Source organism: Rossellomorea aquimaris (assembly GCF_000935355.1).
Lineage (GTDB): Bacteria > Bacillota > Bacilli > Bacillales > Bacillaceae_B > Rossellomorea > Rossellomorea aquimaris_B.
In genome coordinates this window covers 1,061,296-1,082,399 of the sequence record NZ_JXZC01000001.1, presented here as the reverse complement: position 1 = coordinate 1,082,399, position 21,104 = coordinate 1,061,296, and the positions used below count along the sequence as shown (strand labels likewise).

The 21,104-nt window shown below is 39.9% G+C and carries 21 protein-coding genes and 2 riboswitches; of the genes, 14 read left to right on the top strand and 7 right to left on the bottom strand.

Annotated features, from left to right (window positions below):
* Positions 1 to 43: 43 nt before the first annotated feature.
* Positions 44 to 244, bottom strand: coding sequence for an alpha/beta-type small acid-soluble spore protein (locus tag TV75_RS05440; RefSeq protein ID WP_044337619.1), 201 nt, complete (start codon positions 242 to 244; stop codon positions 44 to 46).
* 264 nt (positions 245 to 508) lie between these two features.
* Between TV75_RS05440 and TV75_RS05435 the strand changes: the two genes are divergently transcribed.
* Complete coding sequence (locus tag TV75_RS05435) at positions 509 to 1,861, top strand: TrkH family potassium uptake protein (RefSeq protein ID WP_044337618.1); 1,353 nt, start codon at positions 509 to 511, stop codon at positions 1,859 to 1,861.
* Positions 1,862 to 1,891: 30 nt separating this feature from the next.
* Here the strand turns inward: TV75_RS05435 and TV75_RS05430 are convergent, their stop codons facing one another.
* Positions 1,892 to 2,416, bottom strand: a complete 525-nt coding sequence (locus tag TV75_RS05430; protein ID WP_044337617.1) for a hypothetical protein — start codon at positions 2,414 to 2,416, stop codon at positions 1,892 to 1,894.
* Positions 2,417 to 2,571: 155 nt separating this feature from the next.
* Here TV75_RS05430 and TV75_RS22065 point away from each other — a divergent pair, with 155 nt between their 5' ends.
* Both TV75_RS22065 and TV75_RS22480 read left to right on the top strand, forming a co-directional pair.
* Complete coding sequence (locus tag TV75_RS22065) at positions 2,572 to 2,730, top strand: hypothetical protein (protein ID WP_044337616.1); 159 nt, start codon at positions 2,572 to 2,574, stop codon at positions 2,728 to 2,730.
* Positions 2,730 to 2,855 (top strand): hypothetical protein, encoded by a 126-nt coding sequence (locus TV75_RS22480; RefSeq protein ID WP_301280414.1) that lies wholly within the window; start codon positions 2,730 to 2,732, stop codon positions 2,853 to 2,855. Before TV75_RS22065 ends, TV75_RS22480 begins: the two co-directional genes overlap by 1 nt.
* Before the next feature lie 27 nt (positions 2,856 to 2,882).
* On the opposite strand, the gene TV75_RS05420 is transcribed toward TV75_RS22480, so the two are convergent.
* Both TV75_RS05420 and TV75_RS05415 read right to left on the bottom strand, forming a co-directional pair.
* Positions 2,883 to 4,613, bottom strand: coding sequence for a B12-binding domain-containing radical SAM protein (locus TV75_RS05420; protein WP_044337615.1), 1,731 nt, complete (start codon positions 4,611 to 4,613; stop codon positions 2,883 to 2,885).
* Positions 4,614 to 4,957: 344 nt separating this feature from the next.
* Positions 4,958 to 5,983, bottom strand: a complete 1,026-nt coding sequence (locus TV75_RS05415; protein WP_044337614.1) for an acyltransferase family protein — start codon at positions 5,981 to 5,983, stop codon at positions 4,958 to 4,960.
* Between the two features lie 170 nt (positions 5,984 to 6,153).
* Here TV75_RS05415 and TV75_RS05410 point away from each other — a divergent pair, with 170 nt between their 5' ends.
* The 3 genes from TV75_RS05410 (at position 6,154) to TV75_RS05400 (ending at position 10,031) form a co-directional block, all read left to right on the top strand.
* Positions 6,154 to 8,307: a PAS domain-containing sensor histidine kinase gene (locus TV75_RS05410; RefSeq protein ID WP_052504429.1), complete on the top strand. Its 2,154-nt coding sequence runs from the start codon at positions 6,154 to 6,156 to the stop codon at positions 8,305 to 8,307.
* Positions 8,308 to 8,321: 14 nt separating this feature from the next.
* Entirely contained in the window at positions 8,322 to 8,783 is a 462-nt protein-coding gene (locus TV75_RS05405; RefSeq protein WP_044337613.1) for a methylated-DNA--[protein]-cysteine S-methyltransferase, read from the top strand.
* Between the two features lie 654 nt (positions 8,784 to 9,437).
* Positions 9,438 to 10,031: a metalloregulator ArsR/SmtB family transcription factor gene (locus TV75_RS05400; protein WP_044337612.1), complete on the top strand. Its 594-nt coding sequence runs from the start codon at positions 9,438 to 9,440 to the stop codon at positions 10,029 to 10,031.
* A gap of 54 nt (positions 10,032 to 10,085) precedes the next feature.
* Here the strand turns inward: TV75_RS05400 and mtnA are convergent, their stop codons facing one another.
* From mtnA to TV75_RS05385, 3 genes are all read right to left on the bottom strand, one after another.
* Entirely contained in the window at positions 10,086 to 11,132 is a 1,047-nt protein-coding gene (gene mtnA / locus TV75_RS05395; RefSeq protein ID WP_044337611.1) for an S-methyl-5-thioribose-1-phosphate isomerase, read from the bottom strand.
* An 18-nt stretch (positions 11,133 to 11,150) separates the two neighbouring features.
* A complete protein-coding gene (gene mtnK, locus TV75_RS05390) occupies positions 11,151 to 12,332 on the bottom strand; it encodes an S-methyl-5-thioribose kinase (RefSeq protein ID WP_044337610.1) in 1,182 nt (393 codons plus the stop codon).
* A 118-nt stretch (positions 12,333 to 12,450) separates the two neighbouring features.
* Positions 12,451 to 12,607, bottom strand: a riboswitch (SAM riboswitch).
* 101 nt (positions 12,608 to 12,708) lie between these two features.
* Positions 12,709 to 13,491 (bottom strand): carbon-nitrogen family hydrolase, encoded by a 783-nt coding sequence (locus tag TV75_RS05385; RefSeq protein WP_044337609.1) that lies wholly within the window; start codon positions 13,489 to 13,491, stop codon positions 12,709 to 12,711.
* 121 nt (positions 13,492 to 13,612) lie between these two features.
* Between TV75_RS05385 and TV75_RS05380 the strand changes: the two genes are divergently transcribed.
* The 8 genes from TV75_RS05380 (at position 13,613) to TV75_RS05345 (ending at position 21,078) form a co-directional block, all read left to right on the top strand.
* Positions 13,613 to 14,797: a pyridoxal phosphate-dependent aminotransferase gene (locus TV75_RS05380; protein WP_044337608.1), complete on the top strand. Its 1,185-nt coding sequence runs from the start codon at positions 13,613 to 13,615 to the stop codon at positions 14,795 to 14,797.
* A gap of 50 nt (positions 14,798 to 14,847) precedes the next feature.
* Positions 14,848 to 14,949, top strand: a riboswitch (SAM riboswitch).
* Positions 14,950 to 15,054: 105 nt separating this feature from the next.
* Positions 15,055 to 16,269, top strand: coding sequence for a 2,3-diketo-5-methylthiopentyl-1-phosphate enolase (locus TV75_RS05375; RefSeq protein ID WP_044337607.1), 1,215 nt, complete (start codon positions 15,055 to 15,057; stop codon positions 16,267 to 16,269).
* The gene (locus TV75_RS05370; RefSeq protein ID WP_301280413.1) at positions 16,269 to 16,931 is read left to right on the top strand and encodes a 2-hydroxy-3-keto-5-methylthiopentenyl-1-phosphate phosphatase; all 663 of its coding nucleotides are present in this window, start codon (positions 16,269 to 16,271) and stop codon (positions 16,929 to 16,931) included. The genes TV75_RS05375 and TV75_RS05370 overlap by 1 nt, the downstream gene beginning before the upstream one ends.
* Positions 16,928 to 17,575 (top strand): methylthioribulose 1-phosphate dehydratase, encoded by a 648-nt coding sequence (locus TV75_RS05365; RefSeq protein WP_044337605.1) that lies wholly within the window; start codon positions 16,928 to 16,930, stop codon positions 17,573 to 17,575. Before TV75_RS05370 ends, TV75_RS05365 begins: the two co-directional genes overlap by 4 nt.
* Positions 17,572 to 18,084, top strand: a complete 513-nt coding sequence (locus TV75_RS05360) for a 1,2-dihydroxy-3-keto-5-methylthiopentene dioxygenase (RefSeq protein WP_044337604.1) — start codon at positions 17,572 to 17,574, stop codon at positions 18,082 to 18,084. Before TV75_RS05365 ends, TV75_RS05360 begins: the two co-directional genes overlap by 4 nt.
* Before the next feature lie 213 nt (positions 18,085 to 18,297).
* On the top strand, positions 18,298 to 18,543 hold the full coding sequence (locus TV75_RS05355; RefSeq protein WP_044337603.1) for an aspartyl-phosphate phosphatase Spo0E family protein: 246 nt from the start codon (positions 18,298 to 18,300) through the stop codon (positions 18,541 to 18,543).
* Positions 18,544 to 18,776: 233 nt separating this feature from the next.
* Entirely contained in the window at positions 18,777 to 19,235 is a 459-nt protein-coding gene (locus tag TV75_RS05350) for a MarR family winged helix-turn-helix transcriptional regulator (protein ID WP_437176696.1), read from the top strand.
* Between the two features lie 148 nt (positions 19,236 to 19,383).
* Positions 19,384 to 21,078: a M3 family oligoendopeptidase gene (locus TV75_RS05345; RefSeq protein ID WP_044337601.1), complete on the top strand. Its 1,695-nt coding sequence runs from the start codon at positions 19,384 to 19,386 to the stop codon at positions 21,076 to 21,078.
* Positions 21,079 to 21,104 lie beyond the last annotated feature (26 nt).

Below are 21,104 nucleotides of genomic sequence, written 5' to 3'. Positions count from 1 at the left end.
TTATAAGGGGCAGCTGGTGGAAACCGGCTACCCCATGCCATTATTATTTAGTTTGTTGTCCAGAAAGTTGTGATTGAGCTTGTTTAACCAGACGCTTTGTAATTTCTCCTCCAACAGATCCGTTAGAGCGGGCTACTGTATCTGATCCAAGTGTTACACCAAATTCTTGAGCAATCTCATACTTCACTTGATCAAGGTACTGTTCAACACCAGGAACTAGTAATTTATTGCTGCTTCTAGCCATAGTCGTTTCCTCCTTATTAGTGGACTTGAAACAAAGATGTTTCTGTAGTACTATTATTTGTCTTATTTCTTTGAACATGAATGGTAATATTTCGCCGAAATTGTATAGTTTGTATGCTGCAAATTGAGTGATTTTATCTTGATGGTTAAGCAGCTGTCGTTATAGAAAGAATAAACATATAGTAAATTATCCATTTTTCCTTTCATTCTTCGTTCATATTCATTAAGATAGAAAAGGAAATAACCTTGAAAGGGAAATACATATATGTGGTATAAATTAAGATTAAATTTGAATAAATTGACTCCTGCTCAAGTCATTGTAACCTTTTATCTAATTGCCGTTACAGTGGCAACGATTCTTTTGAGCTTACCATTTGCCCATAAACCCGGGGCAGAGTGGAGTTTTATTGATGCTATTTTCACTTCCGTCAGTGCGGTGAGTGTAACGGGCTTGACGGTTGTTAGTACCGCCGATACGTTTAATACAACAGGGATTTTCTTATTGATATTTGTTTTACAGTTCGGTGGAATTGGGATCATGACTCTTGGAACTTTTTTTTGGCTTTTGGTAGGTAAGAAAATAGGGTTGAAAGAACGGCGATTGATTATGTTGGATCAAAATCAATCCAATTTGTCCGGATTGGTTCTTTTATTAAAACAAATACTCTTGCTTATCATTCTTATTGAACTTGTAGGTGCAATTATATTAGGTGTATATTTTATGAGTTATTTTCCAAGTTGGCAGGAAGCTTTCATACATGGACTCTTCGCTTCCGTAAGTGCAACAACTAACGCTGGATTTGATATCACTGGTCAGTCGCTTATCCCGTATAAAAATGACTATTTTGTCCAATTTATCACTATCATTTTAATTACGTTAGGTGCAATCGGATTTCCCGTATTAATTGAAACGAAAGATTATTTAATGAATAAGCAGCGAAGTAAACACCATTTTTCCTTGTTTACTAAAATTACAACTATTACTTTTGGTTTGTTATTGGTATTTGGGACTATGGTTATATGGTTAATGGAATATGATAAATTTTTTGCCGGGATGACATGGCATGAATCATTCTTTTATTCATTGTTTCAGTCTGCATCTACTAGAAGTGGGGGACTTGCAACCATGAATGTTGCTGAGTTTTCGACTCCTACTCTGATGGTAATGAGTGGGTTAATGTTCATAGGAGCATCCCCCAGTTCAGTGGGTGGTGGAATCAGGACGACCACTTTTGCATTAAATATCCTGTTCTTATTTCACTTTGCAAGAGGCAATCAAACAATCAAGGTATTTAGAAGAGAGGTATATGAACAAGACATCATTAAATCACTTGTTGTTACGATGGTGGCTGTTCTTATGTGTTTTGGGTCGGTTGTTATCTTAACGATCACAGAAGATCACAGTTTGATAGAAATAATCTTTGAAGTGGCCTCGGCCTTCGGAACAACGGGTTTATCATTAGGGATCACTTCTGATTTATCTACCATAGGGAAGTGCATTATTATCGCACTAATGTTCATAGGGCGTGTAGGAATACTTGCTTTCCTGTTTATGATAGGAGGAAAAGAGAAAACAACAAAATATCATTATCCGAAGGAACGGGTTATTATCGGATAGAAAAAAACGATGCTTTGCCGCATCGTTTTTTTATTTGAGTGCAGAATAGGGCACATCGAAATATAGCCAAAGAAAGAAAATTATGGGGAAGGATACAATCCATCCAATTATCGGGCTTTTATGGTGAACAATGAGTACGGTGAACATCATGATATTAAATAGGATATCCCAGCCAAAATGCCAGCCGTTGTGATAGGTCATCATCCCAAGAACATGCGATAAGCCTTCACCTACACCGTAAATTGCCGTCCACAACATAATCCATGCGACTTTTCCCTGGAAAGACGAAGGCAGTTTCCCGATAAAGATTGAAATGGTGGCAGTGTATTGAACAGCCATTTTACAAAGTGATATGATCGTATGATTCAGGTTGATGTGGTCTCCAAATGCTGTAACCGTATGGAATTCCCACATGGAATAGTCATACAAAAGGAATTGGGATAGTAAATCGCCGATAATAAAAAACAGTAAAGTTGGATAATAGCTGTAAAATTCTTTCCAATTTCCAAATTTCCATCCGAGTAGAGCATAGCAAAGTAAGAAGACAAATATCATTTCATATCCTCATTCAGCATTTTTGCTTAGTTTCTGGTTAAATCCTTCATTTATTCAGACTTTTTCTTCTAGTATTGGAATACCTTACGCGGCCACTTAGGGAATGGAAAAAGAAACGAATGGAGAAAATAAGGGTAACAAAGGAGATGAGTTACATGAAACGAAAAGCACAGTATAATGCTGCTGAAAAAAACAACCAAACGCCATTAAAGAATAAACAAGAGTCAGAATTCTCAGCCGAATTCTCTCAAGGAGAAGATTCAGCGAAGGGGAAGAATCGAAACTCTTCTAAAGGGATGAAGGGTAGAAGCTGATGAAGGATAAAAAACAATCTTTTCGCGAAGAATTTGGTCAGGAATTCGGAGATGTTAATGCAGCCAAGGTCCTGGAAGTAACTCAAAAACAGCCAAAAGCAAAAGAAGACAAGAAAAAATGTTAAGCGATTCGCTTAACATTTTTTTCTTGTCTATAATGATACAGATTGTCGATCAATCTCAAATACGGTAGATTGACCGGTTGCTGGTTCAAAGTAAGCTAATACATACTGATCTTGTCCATCCTTCGATTGAATGGTTTCCAGGAGTGTATGCTTGTACAATTCCTTTTCATTTAAGTTTAGAAGAGCGAATGATTCTCCTGCGATAGATGGTTGTGCCAGCAAGGATTGATAAATAGCAGATCGATCTGCTTTCGTCAGTTCATGAGTCCACCAGGGCTTACGCGGTTTGTACTTCTGGTTCTCTAAATAATCCAGTTTCATTAGACCTTCAATAATCGAAATGTCGAAGCTTGTCTCTGTAGATAAAAACTCATGCAGCCTTTTAAACAAATCTTCCAGTTGATGTCCGATTCTTGACCAACCACGGTTTTCCCAGTAAGAGCCGAATTGTTGGAAGAAATCAAAGGGAGTTTCAAAGCATACTGTCACTAAATATTCAATCGTACGATCCATACGATGATCATTCCAATACTTTTCTAATACATCTTCTACCTGTTTGATTCTAACGATATCATCAAAGGACAATACATTGTTTCCCAGGATTTCATAAGGTGAATGGTCCATATACGTGTATTGATGATCGTTTGCACGGATCCTTAAGCCTGTACCACGAAGCATCTTCAGGAATCCTAATTGAAGCTCCTCTGGTCGCAATTCAAATACATCATTAAACGTTTTACGGAAAGAGTTGTAATCCTCTTCAGGTAAACCGGCAATTAAATCCAGATGCTGATCTATCTTTCCTCCATCTTTTACCATGGTAACGGTTCTCGTCAGTTTCGTGTAATTTTGTTTTCTCATTACGAGATCATTCGTTTCATCATTCGTAGATTGAATTCCAATTTCAAAGCGGAACAACCCTGCAGGGGCATTTTCGTTCAGGAATTCAATTACTTCCGGTCTCATTATATCGGCGGTTATTTCAAATTGAAAGACAGTACCCGGTAAATGCTCGTCAATTAGAAATTGAAACATTTCCATGGCATAGCTTCGACTAATATTGAACGTACGATCAACAAATTTAATGGTTTTCGCACCATTTTTCATTAAGAAACGGATATCATCTTTTACCTTTTCCCTGTCAAAGTAGCGTACACCTACTTCAATCGAGGAAAGACAGAACTGACAGCGGAAAGGACAACCTCTGCTCGTTTCAATATAGGTGACCCTTTTTCCCAATTGAGGCAGGTCTTCTTGAAAGCGGAATGGTGAAGGCACTTCTCTTAAATCGATTTTATTCTGCTGTGGCTTGATGACCGGCTTTCCATCTGCCAAATAAGCGACTCCATGGACCTTTGAAAAGTCCCTATCTCCATTAAGCTCATCTAATAACTGCTTAAAGGATTCTTCTCCTTCGCCTATTACAATAAAGTCAACGTCTTGCAGGCGCTCAAGCCAGTAGGGAACATCATATGTGACTTCTGGTCCCCCAAGGACGATGGTTACTTCAGGCAGGATTTTACGAAGGATCTTGATCACTTTGATCGTCTCTTCGATATTCCAAATGTAACAGCTGAATCCAATGATATCCGGTTTTTTCGAGAACAAGTCAGTGGCGATGTTAAGGGTGGGATCTTTAATGGTGTATTCAGCCAGTTCAATCTCATGTTCAGGCTCTGCATAGGCCTTTAAGCAACGAATGGCTAAATTGGTGTGAATATACTTTGCATTTAACGTACTTAAAACGACTTTCTTCATAAATAAGCTCCTTTTATACTAAATTCACCTGGATGTATACCAAATGAACCGTTGTAAACCAAATTTTCCAATATATATGGGTTGTTCGTACAACCGTACAGGCAGTACTGATTATCATTCTATCTAAGGAAGAGAGAAAGCTCAATGTTTGTCTAAAATGAATTTAAATTTATTGTAAGTATTAGAAGGAATTTCAGGAAAAGTTACGAATAATATAATAAAATAAATAGTTTTTTGATAATTGTGTAGAAGTGAGGAGAATTAATATATACCTTAAGAGAATAGTTACTCATGAAAAGGGACTGACCCGTGTCTGCAATTGGGTCAGCCCTTTCTAGTGAGGTTTATCTTGTTTTCATTTCTCTTTTTGAAAGAAGTTTCTGGATTTTGGTTGATTTAAACTCGACAATCGGTTGCGTAATGCTTGTGAAAAATTTTGTCGAGAAAATCATCGTCAGAACTAATGATACACCTAGTAATAGTATTAAACTCGTAGTGGGATCGATTGTATCCTTAAGCTGACTTTCCCGGAATAGCCGGATAAGGAAGCCGTGCAGCAAGTAGACATACAGGGTGTTTTTGCCCCATTTAGTGAAAAACTGTCTTTTCGTAGGGACAAACGTGAAGAAACTAAAGATCATCACAACATTTAACAAGTATACAAATGCACGAACTGCCACACTGACCGTATCATTCCATTCGAAATCTCCATAAGGCTTTGAGCCAAGTAACCATTTATCGGAGAATTCAGGGATGAAGTACATTCCTAAAAATACGAGAACAAATAATGAACCTGCCACTATACGAGCTTTACTCGTTTTGAAATATTCGAAGTGCTCCTTCTCCAAGTAATAGCCCATCAGGAATATCGGAAAAAACACAAACGTTCGGGACAAGCTTAAGTAGTTTGAAATCACGTCTGCAAATCCAACAAGCAACCCAAGGGAAAAAGCCACTGTCAAACCAATAGCAGGTTTGAATTTGAGCCACTTTATGAAAGCGTAAAGCAATGCATTCCAACAGAATAAGCTAATTAGGAACCACAATGACCAGTGCGGGTTAAGTGGATCCAATTCAAATGTTGATTTCTCATAAAGAAAATAGTAATACACCGTGTAGATCAATTGGAACACAATGTAAGGGAGTATTAACTTTTTCGCTAGTTTTTGAATATATCCCTTTTTATAGAATCCTTTTGCGAAAAATCCCGCCACAAGTATAAAGGCTGGCATGTGGAAGGTGTAAATCGTTTTATATAAAGAAAGGATAAAGGGATCGCTTTCGATATAGGATCGGATCAAATGTCCAAATACCACTAGAAAGATCAAAATGAATTTGGCATTGTCGAAGTAATAGTCACGCTGTTTCATATCTTCACCATCTCTTAGAATAGTTTTATCCTAATTCATTCTTACCCTAGGATACAATGAGTAAAACATGAATTTCACTGTTAATTATGACCATAAGTATGGGAAGCTATGCGAATTCTATAAATGCCTGAGCCAATAGTCGTCTTTTAAATTAGTAGGGGGATGAGAAAATGACTAATAGTAGTAAACTGCAAAAAGAGCTGAATAAGGAAGAATGTCATCCCGTCGATAGGGAAATTTGCTTAGCATCACCCATGCCGATGTTTGTAATCAATGAAGAGTTGAAAATTGTCTATGCCAATCTCGAAGCATGTGAAACACTGGAGACAACTTCTGAATCGATTGTAGGCAAGCTGTTCAGCGGTTTTTTCTCTTCTGTTCCTGCACCGATTGTTGCTCATTACAAGGAAGTGATGGAAACAGGAAAAACCCTTGAAGATGAAACCCTAATGAATATTACCGATAAGAAAATCCTTCATATTGAGCTCTTGCTCAAAAAATCGACCATTTCTCCTAATGCCTATCTCTACTTCAAGGATGTAACCGAACTAAAGGAAAAAGAGCGAAAAGATCATATGAATGTCCATTTGTTATCGAATATTTTCCAGAATGCATCAGAAGGAATCGTTCTCTTTGATATTGAAGGAAATATTAACGATGTGAATCAGGCGTTCAGTTCACAAGTCGGATTGGACAAGGAAGAAATCACAAACAGGAACATAAGCTCTTTTATCCCTGAAAATGCCCATTATAAGATTGAAAAGATAAAAGAACTGATTTCTCAAAATAAAAAAGCACGAGGAGAAATTCCGATAAAAAAAGCACACAGTATATCGATTGTTGAATTTACGACAAGTCCCTATGTGCATCATAAGCTTCATATGGCCATCCTTAGAGATGTAACCGAGAAGAGACAGATGGAAATTCAATTAAAGCGAAACGAAGAGTTATTTAAAGGATTATTTGAAGAGGCGATCGATGCCATTGTGTTATGGGATCAGGATGGTAGAGTATTAAAAGCCAACTCTTCTGCCCTGAAGATCTTTGAATGCTCACTTTCAGAACTTCTTTCGAAGAGAATCAGGGACTTTGTTTACCCTCTGGAAAGCCAAAAGTTTGATCTGGTCATGGAACAGTTAAACAGAAGTGGTGCTGTAAGGGATGAAGTGTTGTTTCTCATGCCTAACAATCAGTTGAAGCATTTGGAATTCACTTCTAAGCTTCATTCCGTTGACGGCTATAACATGACGATATTCCGTAACGTCAGTGAAAGGTATCAAATGGAGAAGGAATTACGGGAGAGTGAGGAGAGGTTTCGTAAAATTTTTGAAGGCTCATTGGACGGCCTGCTCCTAACCAATCACAATTATGTTGTCGTAGATGCAAATCCTGAAGTGAGCAAAATCATTACGATCGAGAAAGATCACTTAATCGGAAAAGATGTACGTGAGATATTGAATATCGAACCTGGTGACGAAACATATGATGAGTATTTACAACAATTAAAAGAAGAAGGACAGGCAACGTTTTTAAAAACGTTAACGTCTCACAGGGATAAGGTTCAATACGTGGAGCTGTCATCCAAGTATAATTTGCTCTCTAATTTGAATCTAACGATCATCCGTGACATTACCGAACAAATTGAAATGCAGGAACAGTTAAGGAAATCAGATACATTGAGTGTAGTTGGGGAGCTCGCTGCCGGGATTGCCCATGAAATCAGGAACCCGATGACCGCCCTAAAAGGCTTTATTCAATTGTTGGAAAATAGTGTAGGTCAAGATCATGAAATGTACTTTAATGTGATTACTTCTGAATTTCAGAGAATTGAATCCATCATCACTGAGTTTCTAGTATTAGCAAAGCCACAGGCCATTCAATATCAAGAAACGAATTTAATCAAGATCATGAAAGATACCGTTGATCTATTAAGCGCTCAGGCAGTTATGCACAATGTGCAGTACGAGGAGAGTTACCAAAAGAATCTCCCAACCATCATTGCAGAGCCAAATCAGTTAAAGCAGGTATTCATTAATGTCATCAAGAATGCAATTGAAGTTATGACGGACGGGGGGTTCATTTCCATCGGTATCCAGGAGACAGAGGATGAAATGATTCATATTAGAATAAAAGACCAGGGAGGCGGAATTTCAAAGGATAAGATTAAAAAGCTTGGTGAACCGTTCTATACTACAAAGGAACGGGGGACTGGACTAGGGCTGATGGTAAGCTTTAAAATTATTAAAGAGCATAAAGGAAGCGTTCAGGTTGAGAGTATTGTCGGAGAAGGAACCACCTTCCATATTTATCTGCCTAAATCTTAAAGGAGTCGTGCAAAATGTCAATTCATGCTATTGTGATGGAGAGCCCGATTGGAAATTTAGAGCTTCAAGCAGATCATAGCCATCTTATTTCGGTACAATTTGTAGAAGGTGAAGAGAAGGCGTGTTCTGACAAGGATCATCCAATATTAAAGAGTGCACAAGAACAAATCAGACAATTCTTTAAAGGAGAGAGAAGAGAATTTGATCTTCCTTTAAAGATAGAAGGAACTGCTTTTCAGAAAGAAGTATGGAACACCCTGCAACAGATCCCATTCGGTGAAACATGGTCTTATCAAGATGTAGCCCAAGCGATTCAAAGACCTAAAGCTGTAAGGGCAGTAGGGCAAGCGAATAAAGCCAATCGTTTCCCCATCATCATCCCATGCCACCGTGTCATAGGTAAGAATAAAACACTTACTGGCTATGCCGGTAAGCAGGTGGATAAGAAAGAAACCTTATTGTTGTTAGAAAAATAGAATGAAAAACAGGCATCCTCCATATAGAGGATGCCTGTTTTTTTATAAGGCTCTTTTCGTAAACTTTGTTGCTTTTGAAAAAGCGAGTAGTGGTTGATTTCCGCTCCAGGTGCTCGCTTTCCGCGGGGCGTGAGTTGAGCCTCCTCGGGCTATGCCCTGCGGGGTCTCAACTTTCCCGCTATTCCCGCAGGAGTCGAGCACCTTCCGCTCCAATCAACTTTCTAAATGTGAGTTTCTTACTATAGACTAATATATATACCATACACGTTTAGAATACAACATTTTTCAAAATGTACAGTCGATCTTAGCTTGTATAGTAGTAATACTGTTTCTTTCAATTGTTTATTGGCATAAATAAGCTCTGTCACGAAAAACTCTTATAGATGGTGAGGGAAACTGCGTAGACTCCTGCGGAAGTACGGGCGTGCCGAGACCCCGTTCGGCTAAGCTGAGGAGGCTCGGTCGAACGTCCGCGGAAAGCGAAGCGGTTCCCCTCACCATCCAGCACACACTGGTTTACAAAGCCAAATCAGATCCCATTCAATAAACAACAACCTTTGCGAAAAGAGCCTTTTAAAATTAGTGATTGAATTATCATCCTATTTAGATTAACATCTAATTAGATGTTAATCTAAATAGAAAGAGGGAGACATTTTGCAATTAAGTAAGCAGGTGGCTTTTCATAAAACGATGGGGGATCCGACCCGGATCAAGATTGTCTATTTACTGGCATCAGAAAGTTTGCACGTGGGAGCAATTGCCGGAAAGCTGGGACTCACTGCCCCGACAATCTCCCATCATCTTACGAAACTGAAAGAGTGCAATCTTGTTTATTCAAGAAGAGAGAAGAACACGGTTTACTACTATTTAAATAAAAAGGTTTTAAGACATCATGGGAATGTTCTTAATCAGTTTGCTCAGGAAGAGAAAGGGGAAAGTGTGATGTCAGAGAAGTTATTGAAAGAAAAACAGAAGGTAAAGAATAATTTTCTGGAGAAAAATGGACGAATCAAAAATATTCCTTCTCAACAAAAAAAGAAATTATTTATATTGGAACATATGGTGGAAGGGTTAAAGGTGGGTGAAAAATATCCGGAAAAAGATTTGAACGAATACATTCAGCAATTTCATGAAGACTATGCAACCCTAAGAAGAGAATTTATTATTCATCAGTTTATGTACCGGGAAAATGGCATATACGAAGTGAACCCGAGGGAAATGTGGGCGTCATCAAAACTATATGAATAATAGCGAGGAAGTCTAAAGAAGAGCAGGAGAAATCTCCTGCTCTTTCTCTTGGCTTTAAACGATGCTTTGTTGGATACTTTCTTCAAAGCTAGGGTAGAGTACACCTTTTTCCGTTATAATGCCTGTAATCAACTCATGCGGAGTAACATCGAAAGCAGGATTATAAACAGGTACATTTTCTGGTGAAATCAATGTTCCACCTACTGTTGTGATCTCTTCCCTGGTTCTTTCTTCAATCGGAATCTCATTACCATTTCGAATTGATAGATCGAATGTGGAGGCCGGAGCGGCCACATAAAAAGGAATATTGAAGTGTTTACACAGAATGGCAAGCATGGACGTTCCGATTTTATTTGCGGTATCCCCGTTGGCAGAGATGCGATCAGCACCAACGATGACAGCTTCCACCCCTCTTTCTTTCATGGTATGAGCCGCCATGCTATCGGTGATGAGGGTGACGTCAACTCCTGATTGTTGTAATTCCCAAGCAGTCAGTCTTGCTCCTTGCAGTACGGGCCGTGTTTCACATGCGTAAACCTGGAATGCTTTTCCTTTTTCCCTTCCTAAATGAAATGGGGCTAATGCCGTTCCATACTTACTCGTTGCAATGGAACCGGCGTTACAAATGGTCATCACGATTTGTTTGTCCTTCAATACACTTAATCCATATTCTCCTATTAAACGACATACTGCCTCGTCTTCTGCATGAAGTTGGATTGCGGCATGAAGTAAATTGGTTTTGGCTTCATTAACCGAAGATATATGCTCTAATACATTTTCTAAGCGATTTAAAGCCCAAACCAAGTTGACCGCTGTAGGACGTGAACCGGCGAGATATTTCTTGTCTCGTTGAAAGAGGTCCATGAATTCTGCTAAGTCATTCGTTTCATATTGACGGGCTGCATGGGCTAATCCGTAAGCAGCTGTAATGCCAATGGCGGGAGCACCTCTCACTTTTAGCGTAATAATTGCATCGTAATATTCTTCAATGGTCGTCAGTTTGATGTATTCCACTGTGTTAGGCAATTTTTGTTGATTTAGAATCAGTAAATAATCTTCATGCCACTCCAGTGAAGTTGGAATTGTAAGTGTTTGTGTCATGATAATCTCCTTTATTCTTTAGGAATAAGACTGTATTAAGGATATGAGTTCCTCGATGGAATAAATCTGTTTACGTTTCACGATCAGTTCTTTCCCAAGGGCTAAGCAAGCACGTTTGGCCTGTATTCTTTGTTCTTTATCAGCGATGATTTCCAAGTCTTCAACATGAGCAAGACCTATCGTTCTTCTGATACATTCACAGCCTGCAAAACCGATGCTGTCTTGAAAGCTTTTCTCCAATACATATTCAAGGTAGCCATTTACCTTCGTGTAGGCATCACCGCTTACTTTCCAATGGTTGGAAAATGTAGTGGAGAAGACGTTCCAGGTATTCTGGATGTGATAGAGAATCGTTTCTTTCTCTTCAGGGTTTGAAACCGCCTGGAAAATAAGGTTTGCGATGAATTGTCCAATGTCAAAGCCTATCGGTCCATAAAAGGCGAACTCGGGATCGATCACTTTTGTCTGAGTCTGATCGACAAAGATGCTTCCAGTATGAAGGTCTCCATGCAGCAGGGCTTCTCCTTCAGTTAGAAAGCTCTTTTTCAATTTGGCCACTTCAAGTTTCAAAGTGAAATCAGCCCATAACCGCTGAACATCCTCAGATAATTCTTCCTCAAATTCATTGGTTTCACTGTTGAAAAAAGGATCCGTGAATACAAGGTCTTCAGTGATTTTGCACAGCTCTGGATTTGAAAATTCTTTCACGTATTCTTTTTTCTTGAAAGGATGAAGGGCATAATCGGATGTGAAATACAGTGTATTGGCTAAAAAAGTTCCAATGTCTTGGGAGAGCTGTGGATACTTTTCCCCTTTGATAAGACCTGTTCGGGCAATCGTCAGTGCACTTAAATCCTCCATTACCGTAATCGCAAGTGCAGGGTCTGAGTAGTACACTTCAGGAACCAGATCCCCCACAAATGATTGTTGAAGCTTTAGAGCACCCGCTTCGATTCTTGCCCGTTCGATTGTCAATGGCCAGCTTTCCCCTACAACCTTTGCATAAGGAAGTGCTTGCTTTATGATGATTCCTTTACCTGTTTCACTCTCCACTACATGAAATACCAAGTTTAGGTTACCGTCTCCAATTTCTTTACATGTCAAGAGAGTTCCGTCTTCAAAAATTCTTAACCGAATGGCCAGCACAATTGCCGACTGTTCAGTAAGTGGTTGATACGCATTAAGTTTTGTAATTGCCATTTTTATTCCTCCTTTTAGTACACCCCTTATTTAAAGACGGTGTTATGGAGGCTTTTCCGTGGCATAAGAAAAGCCTCTTTCCATGTTCGAAAGAGGCTTGAAGAATCATCTTCGTCGCCTCTTATCTCTCAGAAAGAAAATCTTTCTGTTGGAATTAGCACCGTGCCTTACTGGATTAGTCAATCCGGCGCATACTGCGCCCCGCTTTAATACGGTATTATGGTCGGTTGCTGGGCTTCATAGGGCCAAATCCCTCAGCCAGCTCTTGATAAGAGTTGCGTACGCTATTTAATTAAACTTTCAGAATGTTTCATTTGAATTGAATGGTACCATTTAAGTATTTTCCATGTCAACGTTTTTTTGGAAAATAACCTTTCTAATAAAAATCCGGTCTTCGGTCCTGGAATATCGGAATCTGCTTTCTGACTCTTTCTACTTCATGTAAATCGATTTCAGCTGAAACCAATTCTTCCGTTTGAGATCCCTTTGAAAGAATCTCTCCCCATGGATCAATGATGAGGGAACAACCGCCAAATTCATTGTTCGGGTCACTGCCTACACGGTTGCAGGCGATGACGTAGCACTGATTTTCAATCGCCCGTGCCCTTAAGAGGGTCTGCCAGTGATCAATCCGTGCTGCTGGCCACTGTGCTACGACAAAAACGACCTTGGCTCCCATCAGTACATGTTTTCTGAACCATTCCGGAAAGCGGATGTCGTAACATATCAATCCTGCCATTTCTGTTTCTTGAAGTGTAAACATGCCATCCTCTTGTCCGGGAAGTAAATAATGATGTTCATCCATTAGCTTGAAAAGGTGAAGCTTTGAATACTGTTTCACCAACCGGCCATTGGAATCAACTACTAAAAGTGTATTGCTTACACCATTCTGTGTTTTGTTTGCTACAGAACCACCTACAATCTGAATGGAATATCTTTTGGACAGGGCGGTCAGGAAAGAAGATGAATCATTTGCTCCGTTATCAGCGATGTCATCCATTCTTGTAAGATCATATCCAGTCGTCCAAAGCTCAGGCAGTACAACTGTATCACAGCCGTCGTCACTCGCTTTTTCAACCCATTTCTCGACTCTTTTCTTGTTTTCTAAAGGATTGCCGAACACAATATCCATTTGTGCGATACCTATCTTTTGAATCATTTCTTTCACCTCATTATGGCCTTTTGGAATTTATTGCTTTACATTCTTTATTTTCCGTTATATCATTTGTGACTAGAATTTGAAAGTAATAAATTTTCAAAAAAATGTAGTGGGTGAGTGTATGAAGACTTTTAGTAAGGCAAAACGTTTAGATTTATTACCTGAACAATTTTTCGCATCCCTGGCAGGGAAAGTGAATGCTGTTGTGAAAGAGGGGCATGATGTCATTAATTTAGGGCAGGGAAATCCGGATCAGCCGACTCCTCCTCATATTGTGGAAAAACTGACAGAAGCAGCTGCTACACCTTCCAATCATAAATATCCCCCATTTCGTGGGTTATCGTCATTTAAAGAGGCGATTGCCGCTTTCTACCTCCGTGAATACGGTGTAGGTTTGGATCCGGAAACAGAGGTAGCTGTGCTGTTTGGAGGAAAGGCAGGATTAGTTGAAATTCCTCAATGTTTATTGAACCCTGGTGATGGTGTATTAGTGCCTGATCCCGGTTATCCTGATTATTTATCCGGGGTAGCATTAGCAGAAGCCCGCATGATTAAAATGCCTCTCCGTGAGGAAAATGGATTTCTACCTGATTATCAAGAACTGTCCGGTGAAAGGTTATATAGTGCAAAGCTAATGTTTCTTAACTACCCCAATAATCCAACTGGTGCGATCGCCACAAAATCATTCTTTGAAGAAACAGTGGAACTTGCCGATAAGCATGATATTTGTGTTGTGCATGACTTTGCCTATGGAGCGATTGGGTTTGATGGACAGAAACCTATTAGCTTCTTGGAAACAGAAGGAGCTAAGGATGTCGGCATTGAAATCTATACTCTATCGAAAACATATAATATGGCTGGCTGGAGAGTCGGGTTTGCAGTTGGGAATAAAAGTGTCATAGAAGCGATCAACGTCCTTCAAGATCACCTTTATGTGAGCTTGTTCGGTGCCATTCAAGAAGCGGCGACAACAGCCCTCTTAAGCTCGCAGGAATGCGTGAATGCATTGGTTTCAACATATGACGAAAGAAGAAAACTATTAATCTCCGGGCTTCAGGAAATAGGATGGGATGTAAAGGCTCCACAAGGTTCCTTCTTCGCCTGGTTAAAGGTACCTGAAGGATTTACATCTGTAGAGTTCTCAAACTATTTACTAGAAAAAATCAAAGTCGCTGTTGCTCCGGGGGTAGGCTTTGGAGAATTCGGTGAAGGGTATGTACGTGTAGGACTGTTAACCACAAACGAACGGATAAAAGAAGCGATTTCACGTATTGAAAGTTTAGAATTATTCCACAAAAGGGATTGACATAAGCCAAAATTGGTGCAATAATCCAACTGAAATAATGAATAATGAAATTCTTATCAAGAGCAGGCGGAGGGACCAGCCCGATGAAGCCCGGCAACCGACTTATTAAGCACGGTGCTAATTCTTGCAGCTATATGGCTGACAGATAAGAAAGAGTGACGAATGCAAACCTCTTCTTATCCGGAAGAGGTTTTTTGTTTGCCGCTATGAAACCAACATGCGGCTTAGTAGCTTATTCATAAGGAGGTAATTCAACAATGAGTGAAGTGATAGCAACCTATCAACTAAAGGGAAAGAGCGGTTCATACGAGAAAAAGGCAGAGGGAATTGCCTTGGGTCTAACGATCGGTTCATGGACGGACTTGCCCCTACTGGAACAGGAACAATTGAGAAAGTACAAGGGTAGAGTCGTTTCCGTGAAGGAGTGGGAAGGCGATGATGGCCCACGGGGTGAAGTGAAGGTTGGATATCCCCGTCATAATTATTCAAATGATATTCCAGCCATCCTAACAACGGTGTTCGGTAAGCTTTCCCTTGATGGAGAAGTGAAATTGATAGATTTAGAGTTTTCGAAAGACTTAAAAGAAACATATCCTGGTCCGAGATTTGGAATTGAAGGGATCAGGGAGTTAACAGATGTACATGATAGACCGTTGTTAATGAGCATCTTTAAAGGTGTAATCGGCAGGGATCTCACTTTCCTTGAAAAACAGTTAAGAGCCCAGGCTCTCGGAGGAATCGATGTAGTAAAAGACGATGAAATTTTATTCGATAATCCGCTGACACCCTTTTCTGAGAGAGTCAGATTAGGGGAGAAGGTGCTGAACGAGGTGTTTGAGGAAACAGGGAAGAGAACCTTGTATGCAGTGAACCTGACAGGAAGAACATCACAATTGCGGGATAAAGCAAGAAAAGCAAGGGAGCTAGGGGCAGATGCTCTATTATTCAATGTATTTTCTTATGGTCTGGATGTTCTTCAGGAATTGAGAGAGGACGATGATATCGCGTTGCCGATCATGGCCCATCCTGCATTTGCCGGGGCTGCTGCGGCATCTCCTGTTCATGGAGTGAGCTATTCTTTATGGTTAGGGAAATTTTTACGAATGGTCGGAGCTGATTTCTCATTATTTCCATCACCATACGGAAGTGTCGCATTAGAAAAGAAAAAAGTTCTAGCCGTGAGCCATGAGTTAACGAAGGAAGATGCCCATTTGAAAAGGGCATTGCCAGTACCATCTGCCGGCATTCATCCCGCTCTTGTCCCGCTTTTGGTGAAGGATTTCGGTATAGATTGTGTCATCAATGCGGGGGGAGGCATTCATGGTCACCCTGACGGTGCAAGTGGTGGAGGGAAAGCATTCGTTCAAGCAATCGATGCAGTTTTAAAAGGAATGTCTCTCAATGAGGCAGCACAAAACCATGGTGAACTTCGTAAAGCACTATCCCTATGGGGAGAGGAGGTAAAGGTGTAGTGGGTCATCCAATCATTTTTTGTGATTTCGATGGAACGATTACAGAAACGGATAATATCATCTCGTTGATGAAATCCTTTGCTCCTCCAAAATGGGAAGGTATCAAGGATGACATTTTAAGTCAGTCTATGTCCATTAAAGAAGGTGTAAGCAAGCTGTTTTCGCTTATTCCTTCATCACAGAAAGACGAAATGATTCAGTATTTATTGGATACAGCCGTCATACGTGAAGGTTTTAAGGAATTTGTTGAATATACGAAAGACAACGAGATTCCATTGTATATCGTCAGCGGAGGAATTGACTTCTTTGTTCACCCTTTACTGAAAGAGTATGGGCCCTTTAACGGAGTTTTTTGTAATGAAGCAAACTTCGATGATTCTACCGTAACGATTCATTGGCCGCATCCATGTGACGATCATTGTGACAGTAAAGGCTGTGGATGCTGCAAGCCTTCCATCCTGAGAGCATTGTCTTTAAAAGAAGATACGGAAGTCATTGTGATAGGGGATTCTGTCACAGATATCGAGATGGCAAAGCTTGGTGATACTGTTTTTGCCAGAGACTATCTCGCGCGCATATGTGAAGAAAAGGGAATCCCCCATATTCCCTTTGAAACGTTTCATGATTGCATGGATGCAATTAAAAAAGGAGTGACTTTATGAAATCCTATCAAACTGAGTGGGATGAGCTCGCCGATATTAAAAGGGAATTAGCAGACAGAGATTGGTTCATGGGCACGAGCGGGAACCTCGCGATACGAGTGAGTTCATCCCCAGCCACTTTCCTTGTTACGGCAAGTGGAAAGGATAAACGAAAGCACACAAAAGAAGATTTCCTCCTTGTCAATGCTCATGGTGAGGCCATGGAGGATACTCAATCACGACCATCGGCAGAAACACTGCTCCACAGTCATGTTTTTACACGGAGTTCAGCGGGATGCAGCTTACATGTCCACACCGTTGCGAATAATGTGATCAGTGAACTGTATGGGGATGAAGGTGTCGTCACGTTTAGAAACCAGGAACTGATTAAAGCTTGGGATAAATGGGGGGAACATGATTCCCTATCCATTCCGATCATTCATAATCATGCCCATATCCCAACCTTGGCAGATGCCTTTCAACCATTCATTAAAGAAGACAAAGGGGCCGTACTCATTCGCAATCATGGGATTACGGTATGGGGGCGTAACGGCTTTGAGGCTAAGAAACTATTGGAAGCTTGTGAGTTTATGTTCCAATACCAACTCACTCTATTATCTTTATCAACCAAGGAATCCATTCTTAAAGGAGGAGTCAGCTTATGACAACCATTAAATTTCAGGGTAAAAATCAGGTCATTGATCATCAGGATGAGGTAGTGAAGTATTTAAAAGAACAAGGAGTCATCTATGAGCATTGGAATATCGAAAAGCTGAGCGAATCACTAAGAGATCGGTACGCTTTAACGGAAGAGGATAAAGGGGAAATCCTGTCTACTTTCAAAGAGGAGATTGAAGATATTTCAGAGAGAAGAGGGTATCAAGCCTGGGATGTAATCTCCCTTTCGGAGAGTACCCCGAATCTTGAAGAACTACTAAAGAATTTCCAACAGGAACACCACCACACGGATGATGAAGTCCGCTTTATCGTAAACGGCCATGGTGTGTTTGTCATACAAGGTAGTGATGGTGATTTCTTTGAAGTACACCTAAACCCGGGGGACTTGATTTCAGTTCCTGAAAACATTCGCCATTATTTTACATTAAGTGAAGATAAGAAGGTAGTGGCTGTACGTATTTTCGTCACTCAGGAAGGCTGGGTACCAATATATTAACACGCTGGAGGATAGACAAAGAATAAAATCTTTTGTCTATCCTCTTATTTTAGTGGAGAGGAATTTTTGGCGAAAGATGTCTAATTAAGCAACATTACTAGTTATTTTGTCTTGTTTCGCGAATCTATTTACTTTTCTGATAATACTTGGGATAATGCTCAAGTAACGATTTTACTAAATAAAGACTAGGAGCTAAAAAGGAGTTTACAAGAAATGGGTCATCTATTAAAAAAGAAGTGGTTATTATTGAGAATCAATCAGAAACGTTCAGAAATGATTTCCCTTGGAGAGAATTTGGGCCTATGCGCAGCGGAAACCGTTCGGTGCAGCCAGGAATTGGATCAGCTATTGAACGACTATGAAAAATGCACAAATAAAGTTGTATCATTTACCTTCCAGGAATCATCAAGTGAATTTGGGCATTACATCAAGACCTTATTAAAACGAACTGCTTCGTGACGATTCAACAAGAATTTCCTCACCATTCAAGTTATAAAGAGAGAACGATCTCCAATAATTTCCACATTTAAACCTGGCAATCAATCTAATTTGTCGTAATTTCAAAAAGAGAAGGACGGTACGCTACAAGCGTACCGTCCTTCTCTTTTTGAACTAGCGGGCGATTTGTTTGACAATAACAGGGTTTATTTGTATAATATTTTGAAACTGAGATATTTAAATTTTTTTAAGGAATGAATGCCATGAACGAAATTCAAGATACAAAACAATCATTAAAACTTTTCATTGTCCTTTCAAGAGCTTTCAAAGCCTTAAATGAAGAGATAAATAAAAACATTCAGGAAAACGGTTTAAACCCTACCGAATTTGCTGTTCTAGAGCTTCTTTATCATAAAGGAGATCAGCCCCTGCAGCAAATTGGCGGAAAGATTCTATTAGCATCCGGCAGTATTACGTATGTAGTGGATAAGCTTGAACAAAAGGGCTATCTTAAGCGTAATGCTTGTCCAAAGGACCGTCGAGTTACTTATGCTCAAATAACTGAGAACGGCAGACAGTTAATTGACGAGATTTTTCCTAATCACGAAAATCGAATTCATGAATTGATGTCAGCTCTATCCCCTGATGAGAAGAAAGAAACGATTGAAATGTTGAAGAAACTAGGCTTATCGATTAAAGACTTGTCGTATTAAATCCCATTCCTGTGCCCCGTCTATTACTAGACGGGGTTTTACTTTATTCTGATAGCTGTATCTTGAATTCAACCCTTGTGATAAAAGGAGATTCTCTATTATAAGTCGAATAACTATAATCGGGAATATTTTATGAGGAGGCAACATTATGAAGTTTGAGCAATTTACATATGAAAGGCCGAATTTAGGAGAGATTAAACCTGTTTATCAACAGTTGCTCGGTAAATTCAAGGCTGCGTCCAGTGTACAAGAACAAATGGATGCGATGAAGAAACTCAACGAAATACGTCTCAACATCGATACCATGCAAAATATATGCTATATTCGGCATTCTATTGATACCAATGATGAGTTTTACAAAGAAGAACAAGATTATATTGATGAAATGATGCCAGAGGTCCACGGGATGGTAACGGAATATTATCGGGAACTTGTAAATTCTCCTTATCGTGAAGAATTAGAAGAGAAGTGGGGAAAGCAGCTATTCGCTTTGGCAGAGAGTGAAATGAAGACATTTTCTCCTGAGATCGTCACCCTTCTGCAACAGGAAAATAAGTTATCTTCCCAATATACAAAGCTAATGGCGTCAGCAAAGATTCCATTTGAGGGAGAAGAAAGAACGTTAGCTCAGATGGGGCCGTTCGCACAATCTGTGAACCGTGAAACAAGAAAAGAGGCCGCTCAAGCGACCGTTGCCTTCTTTGAAGAAAATCAAGAAGAATTGGATCGTTTGTTTGATGAGTTAGTCAAGCTGCGTCACCTCATTGCCACTACATTAGGGTATAAGAACTTTGTTGAACTAGGTTACCATCGCATGACGAGAACGGATTACACTCCTGACATGGTCAAGGTTTTCCGTGAACAAGTGAAAAGGCATATCGTTCCTCTTGCTACAGAACTTAAAGACAGACAAGGTAAACGTATCGGGATTGATTCCATGAAGTTTTTTGATGAAGGATTCAAGTTTACTTCTGGAAACGCGGTTCCTAAAGGCAGTCCTCAATGGATTATCAATAATGGCAAAAAGATGTACGAGGAGTTGTCTCCTGAAACAAAGGAATTCTTTGATTTCATGATCGAACATGATCTTATGGATTTAGAAGCGAAGAAAGGAAAAGCTGGAGGCGGATACTGCACGTATATTGCAAACCATGAGTCTCCTTACATTTTCTCGAATTTCAATGGCACCTCAGGAGATATTGATGTATTGACCCATGAAGCAGGTCATGCGTTCCAGGTTTACTCAAGCAGAGGGTTTGATATCCCTGAATATATCTGGCCAACATATGAAGCGTGTGAAATTCATTCAATGAGTATGGAATTCTTCACATGGCCCTGGATGGATTATTTCTTCAAAGAGGATACAGATAAGTATCGATTTACACATCTAAGTGAAGCGCTGCAGTTCCTTCCTTACGGTGTGGCAGTTGATGAGTTCCAGCATTTTGTGTACGAAAACCCTGAAGTTTCTCCTGCTGAACGGAATGCTGCCTGGAGAAGAATTGAGAAGGAATATCTTCCCCATAGGGACTATGACCATGTTTCGTACCTGGAAAATGGAGGGTTCTGGCAGCGCCAATCCCATATTTATAATTCTCCTTTCTATTATATTGATTACACATTGGCTCAAATTTGCGCATTCCAATTCTGGAAAAAGATGAATCTGAATCGTGAAGAAGCGTGGAGTGATTATGTTGATCTTTGTAAATTGGGGGGAAGCCTTTCATTCACTGGGCTTGTAGAAGCAGCCAAACTCGAGTCTCCATTCCGGGAGGGGACAGTTGAGAAAGTCATTGAACCGATAAGACAATGGTTAAATGGGATTGATGATCAATCCTTATAAAGGAAAGAGGGCAGCCGCATTTTTTT